Consider the following 14,227-nt stretch of genomic DNA (forward strand, 5'->3'; position numbering starts at 1 on the left):
CAGGTATCATAAAACCGAAGACATGAAGTTGACAAGAAGATTCCTTTTTTGTGCCCTCTTTGTTGGGTTAGCTACTGTATCGCTGAAAGCAGCTCCTTTATTGGATAAAAGAACGGGCCTCTATGTGTCGCACTACGAGCATGTGCTGGGCACATCACTGCAGATCAAAGTGAAAACGGGCTCAGAGAAACAGGCAGCTGCAGCAGAAGCAGCGGCCTTGCATGAGATAGAGAGGTTGTCGCATATACTCAGTGGTTATGACGCAACAAGTGAATTCAGCCGTTGGATGCAGACAACGGGCAAACCGGTGTCTGTATCGCGGGAATTGTTTGAAGTGCTGGATCTGTTCGATCAATGGCGTGCCAGAAGCAACGGCGCATTGGATGCATCGGCGCAGCTGATCAGCAAGATCTGGAAAGAGGCGGCGGTGAGTCAAAACCTTCCTTCTAAAGAAACGATAGTGCAGGCCGTAGCACAGGTGCGCACCACACACTGGCAACTGGATGCCCATGCGCAGACCGCAACACATACCAGCCAGACGCCGCTGGTATTGAATTCCTTTGCCAAGAGTTATATCATTCAGCATGCATCAGATGCCGCCATGTCGGTGAACGGCGTGGAAGCAGTACTGGTGAATATTGGCGGTGATATTGTTATCAGTGGTAGTCACACTGAAACCATCCGTGTAAGCGACCCCAAAGCGGATGCCGAGAACGATGCACCGCTGAACCAGCTGCTGCTCAATAACAAGGCTGTAGCCACCAGTGGTAATTACCGGAGAGGTGAGAACATCCAGGGCCGCTGGTACTCACATATTGTTGATCCGCGTACAGGGATGCCGGTGGGTGAAGTGATCAGTGCCACCGTGGTATCGCCACGGGCAACGGATGCCGGCGCATTGGCTACGGCCATGAATGTATTGAAGCCCGAAGAAAGTGCCGTACTGGCGGCAGGGATACCTGGAACAGAATACCTGCTGGTGACAAAGGAGGGGAAGCAGATCAAAAGCGCCGGATGGGATGCATTAACGATACCTGAAGCACCTGCACCCATTGCGGTAAGGCCTGCTGCAGACCAGTGGGATGAGAATTTTGAACTGCTGATCAACCTGGAACTGGCTCAGCTGCCTGGTTTTGCCCGCAGACCCTTTGCCGCTATCTGGATCACCGATAAGGATAAGAAAACGGTACGCACCATTGCCGTATGGTACAATAAGGATCGCTGGCTGCATGAATTACGTGCCTGGTACAGCGCCAATCACGATGCGTATACAGGAGACGCGGGAGATATGCGCACGATATCAAGCGCCACACGTTCTGCCGGAAAATATTCGCTGAAATGGGATGGAAAAGATGATAAGGGCAATTATGTGAAACCCGGAAAATATACCGTGAACATAGAAGTGGTGCGCGAACACGGCAGTTACCAGTTGATGAGCGAAGAGATCAACTGTGCCAAAAAACCGCAGCAGGTATCCTTGCCGGGTAATACCGAAGTGGCAGGTGCCTCGCTGGAATACAGGAAAAGAACCGTGAACTGAGAACACAATGAACCAGGAGATCAAAAGAACAGAACCCGGGGCCGGTAATTCCAAACGGAAACTGGCGCAGGTATCGCGATGGTTGCATATCTATTTGTCGATGGTGAGTTTTGCCATCGTACTTTTCTTTTCTGTAACGGGTTTAACGCTGAACCATGCAGATGCACTTCAGGGCAAAACAGAGACCACTGAGATCAAAGGCAAGCTGGATGAAGCCTGGGTGAACCATGCTGACACCAACCAGGTACAGAAATTGAAGATCGCCGAATATTTCCGCAACCAGCACCAGGTAAAAGGTGCGGTGGCCGATCTGCGAATAGATGAAACACAGGTCAGCATTGCCTATAAGGGGCCAGGTTATGAAGCGGTGGCTTTCATTGACCGTGCCAATGGCGTATACGAACTTACACAGACCCGAACCGGCTGGGTGGGTTTCCTGAACGATCTGCACAAAGGGCGCGATACCGGCAGACCCTGGTTATGGGTCATTGATATATCGGCGATACTGATGACACTGATCTCACTGACGGGACTGATACTGCTGCTGTTCATCAAAAAGAAAAGGCTGAGCGGACTGCTGATCCTGGCCGTGGGTACGGTGCTGGTGTGCCTGTTTTACCGGATCTGGGGACAGTGACCTGCCAACATTACCCTGTTTACGCTAAATGCGGTAAATTTAATATGGCATTGAGGCAAACATATGCAAACACCCGCAAAAATATTTTCGGCCGAACAGATCCGCAGGGCCGACCAGGACACGATCAAAACAGAACCCATTGCTTCGATTGACCTGATGGAACGTGCGGCCAGTGCCTGTGTGAACTGGATCGTACAACGGTATACTACGGATACTTCTTTTGCGATCTTCTGCGGACCGGGTAACAACGGGGGCGATGGACTGGCGATTGCGCGTTTACTGCATGCACGGAATTATTCCGTTACCGTATATGACCTTACCGGCACCTCACAGAACACAGACGATTTTCGGGTGAATCTGGAACGCTGGCTGGCGATAGCGCCGGCGGCGTATCATTGCCAGGCCGACAAAAATCAATCACCTTCTTTTACTGCAGGAACCGTGATCATAGATGCCATTTTCGGAACGGGTCTTTCGAGGCCCATTACGGGAGCGATCGCGGAATGTATCCGTGACATCAATGCTGCAGGGCTCACAGTGCTCTCCATTGATATGCCATCGGGTTTGCTGACCGATGGGTATACGGACCCGGCATCGGCTATTGTAAGGGCAAGCATTACTCTGAGTTTTCAATTTCCCAAACTGGCTTTCTTTTTTCCTTCCAACGCTGCCTATCTGGGCGACTGGCAGGTACTGGATATTGGTCTTAGTAAGAAGTTCATGGATGCGGAACCTACCCACCAATATTTTCTTACAGCATCATATATCAAAAGCTTGCGGAAAAGCAGACCCAGGTTCTCGCACAAAGGAACTTTCGGACATGCATTGTTGATCGCCGGGGCCTATGGAAAAATGGGAGCGGCCTTACTGGCCACAGAAGCCTGTTTGCGTTCGGGCGTGGGTTTGCTTACGGTGCATGTGCCCGGCGCCGGTTATCCGATCTTGCAGAGCACACATCCCGAAGCCATGGTATCTGTTGATCGGGGTGAACACCTGCTCACCAATATGCTGGTAGCGGGGCGCTTTACGGCAACAGGCGTTGGGCCAGGTATCGGAACCGATCCGGTGACCCAGCAGGCTTTGCTGCAGTTGCTGCAGAACACCACCGGTCCGCTGGTACTGGATGCAGATGCGTTGAACCTGATCTCTTTACTGGAGAACGGGCCTTCGCTGATACCGGAGAACAGTATACTGACACCCCATCCCAAAGAATTTGAGCGGCTGGCCGGTAAAACGGAGCATGATTTTGCCCGTTACGAAACACAAAAAAGATTCTCAGAGAGATACAAAGTATATGTGGTGCTGAAAGGGGCGTTTACCTGCATCACCACACCACAGGGTGAGAGTTATTTTAATACCACCGGCAATCCCGGCATGGCAAAAGGCGGTAGCGGGGATGTGCTTACGGGCGTACTGACCAGTTTGCTGGCGCAGGGCTATACGCCCCAAGAGACCTGTTTGCAGGGTGTGTACCTTCACGGGCTGGCCGGCGATCTGGCCTGCAGACAATTGGGAGAAACCGCTATGCTGGCTGGAGATATTGTTCGTTATTTGCCGGAAGCTTTTATATCCCTTCAATAAAACACAGTTCATGTATACCAACAACAGCAGTATCCGGGTATGGTTGGGTTGTTTAATCCTTTTTTGTATGACAATAAGTATGGCGCAAGCGCAGACAGATCAGGCGGCCGGTGGACTGCTGCAAAAGATACAGGACCGGCTGGCTTCCGAAAAAGGGGAGTTCGCAGTTGCTTTCCGTGACCTGCAGACCGGTGAACAGTTGTTGTGGAATGAGAAAACGATATTCCATGCCGCCAGCACCATGAAGACCCCTGTGATGATAGAAGTGTTCAAACAGGCAGCTGCAGGAAAATTATCACTGCAGGATTCCATTACGGTAAAGAATGCCTTCAAAAGTATTGTAGATGGCAGTCCGTACCAGTTGAATCCGGCGGATGACAGCGAACTGGAATTGTACAAAAAGACAGGAACAAAAGTTACCTTATCCGAGCTGGTGTACCAGATGATCATCCAGAGCAGCAACCTGGCCACGAATATGGTGATAGAGATGGTGGATGGAAAACAGGTGACGCAGACCATGCGCGAACTGGGCGGCAACGATATACAGGTATTACGGGGCGTGGAAGATGGCAAAGCCTTTGCGAAAGGCCTGAACAATGTGGTGACAGCTTATGACCTGATGCTGATCTATACTGCATTGGCAGAAGGCAGGCTGGTGAACCGCGAAGCCTGCGACCAGATGATCCGCATACTGCTGGACCAACAGCACAACACCATCATACCCGCATATTTACCGAAGGATGTGAAAGTGGCGCACAAAACAGGATCTATCACCGGCGTACACCACGATTCAGGGATCGTGTATTTACCCGATGGAAGAAAATATGTACTGGTGATCCTTTCCCGGAAACTGGAAGACAGCGACGCCGCCACTGAAGCCATGGCACGTGTGTCTGAAATGATCTGGCGATCTGTTGCACAGAAAAATTGACCCCGGGCAACTCAGATGGTGCCACCTTCTACCAGCACAGATGATACGATACTGGGGCCTTCGGGCAGCTGATTTGCCAGGTATAATTGCATGTTGGCAAAAGCCTGTTCGGCCAGTTTTTGTCCGCTGGTCTCTACATACGTGATCTCTGGATGAAACAGTTTGGGTATGAAGCCGTTGCTGATGGCGATCAGGGCTATGTCTTCCGGTGTTCGTAAACCGTTTATCTGCAGTGCTTTCATCACGCCGATCAGGATCTCATCGCTCATACAGAACAGGGTGTCGGGCCTGTTTCCTGGATCTTGTATCGCGGCTGTTGTTTTGATCCGGGCTTCCTCACTACTGATGGCATGTATCGTTTGCACTTCGATAGTGGGTGCTTTTTCTTTTATACGGTCGGTGAATGCGTTCAGCCTTTTTTTGGTGATCGACATTTTCGGATCTCCGAACAGGGCCAGCACTTTCCGTTTCTTTTTACGGATGATGGTATCGGCAGCCATTTCACCGGCGGCGCTGTCGGCCAGGCAAACCGTATGCAGGTGTTCATCGGGTGGTACTTTGTCGAAGAAGATTACGGGAATATCTACCTCATCCATCTTCTGATAAGCTGAAAGCTCATGTGTGCCTGCTGTGATACAGGCAAACAGACCGCTGATGCGGTTCTGCCGGAACAGTTTCAGGTTCTCTGCTTCTATATCAGGGTCATTGGCACTTTGCAGTATAATAATAGAGTAACCGTTTTTACGGCAGATTTCTTCCAGCGAAGCGATAAAGGAGTCGTAAAAATGATTGGCAATAGTGGGAACCAGTATGCCAAACAATTTGCTGTTGCGGGTTCTCAGTTGTACCGCGTTGGCATTGGGCTCATAATCAAGTGTTTTGGCCAAGTCGAGCACTTTCTGGCGGGTAGCTGCAGAAATATCGGGGTGTTGTTTCAGGGCGCGGGAAGCGGTAGACACACTGATGCCCAATGTTTGTGCGATCTTTTTGAGGGTAGGACTGGTCATGTTCTTGATTATCAGAGTAACAAGGTAAAAAACTTTCCACAGCAAAGGATACCGCAAACGTTTGCAGTTGCCGAAAAAAAAAGTACTACTATGCAGAATCGTCGATACGGCTACATTTAACTGATAGATAAGGCTTTCCACCCAAAAAATAATCTTGCAGTAAATGCATCGTTTTGCTGAAAGCCCGGGTCTATGTAAACCGATTGCTGGTTACAAGCATAGATAGGAGGTTCGGTAAAAAATCTCAAAAAAAATTAACAAAATATTTTTTTAGAAATAAAAATGTGTATTTTGTACACGCTTAATAACCAATAAACTGCCATTTATGAATTTTTCGAAGCTTGTCAGACCCATGCTCATGGGTTTATTTGCTTGCTTGTGCATTATCTCCGCGCAAGCCCAAAACAAAACCATTACAGGTAAAGTGACTGATGCCAAAGACGGTTCCGTTCTGGTAGGTGCTTCTGTAGTAGTAAAAGGATCGAAAGCTGGTACACAAACCGGTGCTGACGGTACTTTTAAAATTACCGTGCCTTCTTCAACGACTACTTTGGTGATTTCTTCAGTAGGCTATGCTAACCAGGAAGTAAACGTACAGAGCAGAACCTCTGTAGATGTTGCTTTATCGGCTACCAACGACCAACTGAATGAAGTAGTTGTAATCGGTTATGGTACTGCGAGGAAAAAAGACCTGACCGGTTCTGTTGTATCGGTACAGGCTAAAAACTTTAACCAGGGTGTGATCAACGCCCCCGACCAATTGCTGCAGAACAAAGTAGCTGGTCTGGAAGTTACCAACCAGAGTGGTCAGCCCGGTGCGGCAACTACCATTCAAATCCGTGGTACTTCTTCTATCCGTTCTAACAACAACCCACTGTATGTAGTGGATGGAGTTCCATTGGATGGCGGTACTGCCAGGCCCAATATCGGAAATGCTTTCGGTAGCACTCCGGCTTCCAACCCACTGCTGTACATTGACCCCAACAGCATTGCACAGATCGATGTATTGAAAGATGCTTCCTCCGCAGCGATCTACGGTTCTCGTGGTGCCAATGGTGTGATCGTGATCACTACTAAAAAAGCAACTGCCGGACCGATGAAAGTAGATGTTGGTATCAACTATGGTTCCAATATCGGCTTTATGAGAAGATTCGCCATTCTGGATGCAGGCGAATACAGAAGCGCGCTGAAAAAATACAGCCAGCCGGCCACTTACGATGGTGGTCAAACAGTTGATGCTGTTAAAGAAATTACACAAAAAACCTTCTCTCAGAACTATTCACTGGCACTCAGCGGTGGAAACGACCTGGGTAAGTTCCGTGCTTCTTTCTTGGCTTCCAATAACAAAGGTTTCCTGAAAAAATCTGCACTGGATAAATACCTGGCCACTTTTGGAGGTACTTATAAGTTCCTTGACAAACGTTTGACTTTAGACTTTAACCTGATCACCGGTAACTATGCCGAAACACTGACCAGCGTTTCGAATACTGCAGGTTCTTCCGGTAATATCATATCATCAGCACTGAGCTGGAACCCAACCATGCCGTTGAAGAACGCTTCCGGTCTGATGAACTTCCCAGCCAACGGTTCTGGTAACCCAATAGCATTCCAGGAAGCTTACTCTGACCTGAGCAGTGTGTTCAGCATTCTGGGTAGCATCTCTGCCACCTATAAGATCAGTGAAAAACTGGATTATAAACTCCTGTTCGGTCTTAACAGCAGCACCGGTAGCAGGGAAATGAACATTGAAGGATGGTTACAGGGTATCCCCGGCGTATCTGGTCTGGGTTCTGCGGCAGTTGCCAATGCAAAACTGAACAGCCAGACCATCACACATACACTGAACTACCGTACCGATCTTAATAAGAGCTTCTCGCTGGATGCGTTGGCCGGTTTTGAATACTTCAAAACCAATTTCTCCGGTAATGGTATTTCTGCCAGTGGTTTTAATACCAACCTGAATCAGGCTTCAAGGATCAATATTCCTTACACCAAGATCATGAGCAACGCTAAAAACCAGAATCCTTTCTATTCTTATGCAAATCCACAGGCTGAATTACAGTCTTATTTCGGAAGGGCTACTCTTAACTATCAGGATAAACTGTTGCTGACCGTAACCATGCGTGCGGATGGCTCCAGCAAATTCGGTGCTAATAACCGTTATGGTTACTTCCCTTCAGCAGGTCTGAAATGGGTAGCTACCAACGAAAGCTTTATGAAGAACAATAAGGTATTTGCTAACCTGGCATTTCGCGCCTCTTACGGTATCACCGGTAACCAGGAATATCCTGCAGGGTCTTCAAAAGAGCAGTTTGCTTTGAACTCTTATAACAATGCACCACAGGTGGTGAATGGTAACCCTGACCTGAAATGGGAAAGAACAAAGTCTTTGAACCTGGGTGCTGAATTCACACTGGCAGGCGGTAAGATCTATGGTTCATTGGATTACTATACTAAGAGAACCTCTGATATCCTGTTCCAGACCATCGCTATCCAGCCGGCTCCATCTTCTATTTCATTCGTGAACCTGAAAGATGCGAACATTGTAAACAAAGGTTTTGAACTGGCTTTGGGAGCTACCCTGGTTGACAATGAGAACGTAACCTGGGATGTGAATGCCAACTATGCTTATAACAAGAATAAGGTAGAGAATTTTAAAGATCCTCTTACAGGATTAGATCTGCAGGTTCAAACCGGTTTCATCAGTGGTCAGGGTGTATCTGGTACACTGGCACAGGTGATCACCAACAACCAGCCGATCAACGTTTACTACCTGAAACCTTTCAATGGATTTGATGCAAGTGGTAACCAGCAGATTGGCGGAACCGCTGGTCTGGCAGGCGATCCTAACCCACACAACCTGTTTGGTCTGGGAAGTACGCTGCGTTACAAAAAATTAACTTTCAGCCTGAACATGGGTGGAGCAAGTGGATTCCTGATCTACAATAACACCGCTACTTCAGTTACCAATATCGCTGGTATTGCCCAGGGTAGGAATATCGACAGGGCTGCTTACAACTCACCAGAAGGTATTGCAAGTGGTGTAGGTGCTTCTACCAGGTTCCTGGAAAAAGGTGATTACCTGAAACTGAGAAACCTGACTGTTCGTTACAATATCGGAAGTTGGGGTAAATACATCAAGAACATGAGCGCTTTCGTTACCGGCAGCAACCTGTTCGTGATCACTAAGTTCACAGGATTTGACCCAGAGGTGAATATCGACAAGAGCAACAACTCATATCCTTCAAGGTCTATCGAGTATGTGCCTTATCCAACACCAAGAGCCATTTCTTTCGGAGTTAACTTCAGTTTATAATCACATCCAACACAACAACAAAAAATAGAAGTATGAAACCATATAATATGATTAAAAAAATTACAGTCCCATTTGTTGCAGTTCTTGCAATGGCTGGCTGTACCAAACTGGAAGAAAACCTGGGAAGTACGCTGACCAGCAGCCAGGTATCTACTGCGCTGGGTAGCGAGGGCGTTGGTTTGTTGCTCTCTGCTGCTTATGCCGATCTGGGTGGCCCGCTTACCAGCCAGGACCTTGTATTTTCACTGATGGAGAACACTACCGATGAATCGCTGGTGCCTACCCGTGGGGGTGACTGGGACGATAATGGTGTGTGGAGGGTGATGCACAATCATACCTGGAACGCTGACCATGATCAGATCCGTAATGTGTTCAATGCACTGAACAAGATCAACTTTGATGCTACCAACGTACTGGGCTACGGACCAAGTGCCGCCCAGGCCGCTGAAGCCAAGTTTATCAGGGCGCTTTCTCTGTACTACCTGCTGGATCTGTACGGACAGTTCCCGGTAAGGAATCCAGGTGATAACCTGCTGCTGGCGCCAACAGTAAAATCTGGTGCTGAAGCTGCTGATTTCATTATTGCAGAATTGACCGCGGCATTGCCTAACCTGCCTGCCAGCAATGGTAGCAACAAGGCTAATCCTGATGCGGCAAGAACCCTGCTGATGAAGTGTTACCTGCAGAAAGGGGTATGGGCCAACAGGGCTGCGCCTACTTTTGCTGCTGCTGACCTGAACCAGGTAATTACATTAGGTAATGCCATCATCAATAGCGGTAAGTACTCTTATGAAGCTTCTTACTTTGATAACTTCAAACCAGGTAACGATAATTCTAAAGAAGCCATCTTCCGCTATGATAACACCGCAGGTGTATCTGCCAACAACTCTGGTATCGGTTCACGCTGGAATATGACATTGCACTACAATTCATATACCCCCAATAACCCTAACGCAGGTTGGAACGGTTTCTCAACCATCGGTGATTTTTATGCATCATTCAACACCACTGGTGCTCCAACAGCGTATGGTCCAACCGATACCCTGTTCGATGGAAGGATTGGTGGACGTAACTATAACAACTCTAAAACCATTTCCGGTATCAACCCGGGCTTCCTGGTTAACCAGCAGTACAATGAAAACGGAGTTGCTTTGAAAGACAGAAAGGGTAACCCGCTGGCTTACGATAAAACCATTGCTTCAAATATGATCGAAACGGGTTCTAACCTTGAGGTTACCGGTATCCGTGTGGTAAAATATGTACCGGATTACACCCAGTATGGTGGCGGTCCTGCAGGTAATGACCTGATGATCTTCCGCTATCCTGATGTGGTATTGATGGTTGCCGAAGCCCAGATGAGATCAGGCAATAACGCTGCGGCACTTACCCTGGTGAATGGACTGCGTGCTGCAAGAAATGCCGCTCCTCTGGCTACCATGACCCTGGTAAATACCAATAACGTAAACGATCCGCTGACATTACTGGCCGAAAGAGGTCGTGAACTGTACTGGGAGAGTGTAAGAAGAACTGACCTTCAGCGTTTTGGTGTATACCTGAAACCATGGCAGTACAAACCAACTGATGATCCTAAAAACCTCATCTTCCCGATTCCTAATTCAGCTTTGGCTGCCAATCCAAACCTGAAACAGAATCCTGGTTACTAATCAGTATCTGTGAGTCAACACATAAAAGTAAAAGGCCGTAAGGCCTTTTACTTTTTTTATGCCTGTCCGTGAAAGCCTTTGTAGGTGGCTTAGCACAAATGGATTTTATAACTTGCTGTTAAGAGATTATCGTTGAACTTACCCTGCTTTTTCTTTATTTTTAGTCTTCATCTAACGAATGTTTTTCAATCATTGCATAATGAGGTATAACAAGTTTTTATCGGCTATTGTGGTGTGCGTTGTACTGCTTTCCTGTGGTAAAAAAAAGGAACAAACCTTATTTGAATTGGTAGAAAATACCGGTATCAATTTCAGAAATGATGTGGCCGATGGAAAAAAAGAAAACAGTTTTCTGTTCCGGAATTTTTACAATGGTGGTGGCGTGGCAATCGGGGATATCAACAATGATGGACTGGCCGATGTTTTTCTGACATCCAATATGGGTGATAACAAGATGTACCTGAACAAAGGATCTTTTTCGTTTGAGGATATTACCGCGAAAGCCGGGTTCAGGCAGGACAGCATGTGGAGCACAGGTGCCACTTTTGTAGACATCAATAACGATGGCTGGCTGGATATTTATGTTTGTAATTCCGGACATATGTCAACCGGTAACCGGTTGAATAAGCTGTACATCAACAACCATGATCTCAGCTTTACCGAATCGGCAGCAAAGTATGGACTGGATCATAAAGGCTATTCTACACAGGTCACTTTCTTTGATTATGATCTTGATGGTGACCTGGATTGTTTTATGATCGATAACAGCCCTATACCGGTAAACCAGCTGGGCTATAACAACAACCGCGATCTCCCGGACAACAAATGGAATGTAGCCGACTTCCTGAAAGGAGGTGGAAACCATCTTTACAGGAATGATAATGGAAAGTTTACCGATGTTACCAGTATATCGGGTATTCACAGCAGCCTGATCAGTTTTGGCCTGGGAGTATCCGTTGGCGATATCAATAGTGATGGGTACCCTGATATCTATGTTTCCAATGATTCTTATGAAAGAGACTATCTCTACGTAAACCAGAAAAACGGCACTTTTGTTGATGAATTTGAACAACGGTTCGATCATACCAGTTTTTCTTCAATGGGTTCAGACCTGGCCGATATTAATAACGATGGTCTGCCGGATATTTTTAATACTGATATGCTTCCGGATGATGATTACCGTTTAAAGACAACAGGGGCTTTTGATAATATAGACCTGTTTAATACCAAACTGAAGACCGGCTTTTACTACCAGTACGTAAAGAACTGTCTGCAGATCAATAACAAAAAAGGGAAGTTTATTGAAACAGGTAATTATAGTGGAGTATCTGCATCAGACTGGAGCTGGGGAGCTTTATTGTTTGATATGGATAACGATGGTTATAACGATATCTATGTGTGCAATGGTGTAAACAGGGATGTGACAGACCTTGATTTTATAGAGTTCTTTGCCAATGACGTAATACAGAAAATGGTACTCACGGGACAGAAGCAGGATGTGGATGAAGTGCTGAAACACATACCACAGAACCCGCTTGTGAACAAAGCTTACCATAATCAACACGATCTGCGTTTTAAAGACAAGGCGGTTGAATGGGGATTTACACAGCCAACTTTTTCCAATGGAGCGGCTTATGGTGACCTTGATAATGATGGCGACCTTGACCTGGTAGTGAATAACGAGAACCAGCCGGCTTTTGTGTATCGCAATAACAGCCGCCAGCTAAACGGGAATCATTATATCAGTATCAAACTTCAGGGAAAAGAACAGAACAGGTTTGCGATCGGCACCAAGATAGACCTGTACCGCGGAGAAGAGATCATTACGCGGGAACAGGTTCCCAGCCGAGGCTTCCAGTCGTCCATGGATTATAAACTGGTGATCGGGCTTGGTACCAACCCGGTAATAGATTCCATGGTCATAACCTGGCCCGATCTGTCGGTATCCAAAATCAACAGACCGGTAATTGATACCGTACATACCATCAGTCAGCTGACAGCTAACCCGGTTTTCCGGTCCCGGTTACAACAAGCCGTACCACATTTATTTGATTCGGTAGTCACCGTTTTTGATAAACATATCGAAGACGATAACATTGATTTTTATTACGAACGTAACCTGCCTAAACTGATTTCACGCGAAGGCCCTAAAGCGGCAGTGGGCGATGTGAATGGGGATGGACTGGAAGATGTGTATATCGGTGGCGCTACGGGTTATGCCGGAGCATTGTACCTGCAGCAGGCAAGCGGTGCTTTTGTAAAAAAAATGCAGCCGGTATTCGATCAGTTCAAAGACTTTGAAGATGTGGCAACACTTTTCTTTGATGCAGACAAAGACAATGATCTGGACCTGCTGGTTTGTCCCGGAGGCAACAACAATAAACCGGATAGCCGGCAGATGCAGTTGCGTTTATACAAAAACGATGGCAAGGGAAATTTCAGCATAGATGTAGCTGCTTTTCCCAATGCTGGTATGAATATCAATGCAGCAGTAGCAGGTGATTTTAACGGTGATGGGAATATGGATCTTTTCATCGGTGGCAGAAGTGATCCAAGGAATTATGGAGTTGATCCGGCGAGTTATATTTTTATCAATGATGGTAAGGGACATTTTACTGAGATTGCGCAAACAAAGAACCCGGATATTGCCCATATCGGAATGGTTACCGGAGTCGCCTGGGCCGATGTAACAGGCGATGCTGCAAAAGAACTGATCATTACCGGAGAATGGATGGCAACCCGGATCTGCCGTTTTAATAAGGATCGGTTTGAAGAGCTAAACACCAACCTGCAGGATATGCTGGGCTGGTGGCAAACAGTTAAAGTAGCAGACCTGAACGGCGATGGTAAAAACGACCTGGTGCTGGGAAATATCGGCGAGAATTTTTATCTCCATCCCGGTAAGGAACAACCGGTCAAATTATGGTTGAATGATTTTGACCAGAATCAATCCAGCGACAGGATACTGACCAGTACCATCAATGGCAGGGATATGCCGGTGTTCATGAAACATGATATGGAGGATCAAGTGCCCTCTTTGAAGAAAAAGAACCTGAAACACAGGGATTATGCGGATAAACCCATACAACAACTGTTTTCATCCGATATCATCAAAACTTGCCAGATCAAACAGTTCAATTATTGCGCATCGGTCATAGCGATTAATGAGGGTAATGGGAGGTTTAGAATACAAAAAATGCCGGCAATGCTGCAGCTGACATCTGTGAATGCGGTTCATATTACCGATCTGGATGGTGATGGAAAACCAGATATGATATTGGGTGGCAATGAATACGGTTTTCTTCCCCAGTTCGAACGGTTGGATGCGGGTCGCGGTGCCGTGATGATGAATATGGGCAATGGTGCATTCAGGCTAATGGATGCTCAGCAGTCGGGGGTAGAGATCAATGGACAGGTTCGGGATATACAGGAGATCCGAAAAGGCAATGAGAAACAGATTCTTTTCCTACGGAATGATATGCACCCGGTACTTTTACAATTCAGCAAAACAAACCATGCAGTAACGCCAATACCCCCAACAAAGAAATAAA

Annotated in this window: 8 protein-coding genes; 7 read left to right on the top strand and 1 reads right to left on the bottom strand. The window is 47.0% G+C overall.

Annotated elements, in window-relative coordinates:
* Positions 1-22 precede the first annotated feature (22 nt).
* The 4 genes from ACH3Y6_RS05565 to ACH3Y6_RS05580 all read left to right on the top strand — a co-directional run bounded on the left by ACH3Y6_RS05565 (position 23) and on the right by ACH3Y6_RS05580 (position 4,689).
* Positions 23-1,540 carry a DUF2271 domain-containing protein gene (locus ACH3Y6_RS05565; protein WP_490834602.1) on the top strand — a complete coding sequence of 506 codons (1,518 nt, stop codon included), beginning with the start codon at positions 23-25 and terminating at the stop codon, positions 1,538-1,540.
* A 7-nt stretch (positions 1,541-1,547) separates the two neighbouring features.
* Entirely contained in the window at positions 1,548-2,177 is a 630-nt protein-coding gene (locus ACH3Y6_RS05570; RefSeq protein WP_490834603.1) for a PepSY-associated TM helix domain-containing protein, read from the top strand.
* Between the two features lie 63 nt (positions 2,178-2,240).
* Positions 2,241-3,758, top strand: a complete 1,518-nt coding sequence (locus ACH3Y6_RS05575; RefSeq protein ID WP_490834604.1) for an NAD(P)H-hydrate dehydratase — start codon at positions 2,241-2,243, stop codon at positions 3,756-3,758.
* A gap of 67 nt (positions 3,759-3,825) precedes the next feature.
* On the top strand, positions 3,826-4,689 hold the full coding sequence (locus tag ACH3Y6_RS05580) for a serine hydrolase (protein ID WP_490834605.1): 864 nt from the start codon (positions 3,826-3,828) through the stop codon (positions 4,687-4,689).
* Positions 4,690-4,700: 11 nt separating this feature from the next.
* On the opposite strand, the gene ACH3Y6_RS05585 is transcribed toward ACH3Y6_RS05580, so the two are convergent.
* Positions 4,701-5,696: a LacI family DNA-binding transcriptional regulator gene (locus ACH3Y6_RS05585; RefSeq protein WP_490834606.1), complete on the bottom strand. Its 996-nt coding sequence runs from the start codon at positions 5,694-5,696 to the stop codon at positions 4,701-4,703.
* A 325-nt stretch (positions 5,697-6,021) separates the two neighbouring features.
* On the opposite strand from ACH3Y6_RS05585, the gene ACH3Y6_RS05590 reads away from it, so the two are divergent.
* The 3 genes from ACH3Y6_RS05590 to ACH3Y6_RS05600 all read left to right on the top strand — a co-directional run bounded on the left by ACH3Y6_RS05590 (position 6,022) and on the right by ACH3Y6_RS05600 (position 14,226).
* Complete coding sequence (locus tag ACH3Y6_RS05590; RefSeq protein WP_490834607.1) at positions 6,022-9,012, top strand: SusC/RagA family TonB-linked outer membrane protein; 2,991 nt, start codon at positions 6,022-6,024, stop codon at positions 9,010-9,012.
* 47 nt (positions 9,013-9,059) lie between these two features.
* Positions 9,060-10,676, top strand: a complete 1,617-nt coding sequence (locus ACH3Y6_RS05595) for a RagB/SusD family nutrient uptake outer membrane protein (protein ID WP_490834608.1) — start codon at positions 9,060-9,062, stop codon at positions 10,674-10,676.
* 199 nt (positions 10,677-10,875) lie between these two features.
* On the top strand, positions 10,876-14,226 hold the full coding sequence (locus ACH3Y6_RS05600; protein WP_490834609.1) for a VCBS repeat-containing protein: 3,351 nt from the start codon (positions 10,876-10,878) through the stop codon (positions 14,224-14,226).
* Position 14,227 lies beyond the last annotated feature (1 nt).

The organism is Sediminibacterium sp. FW305-C-269 (assembly GCF_058231045.1).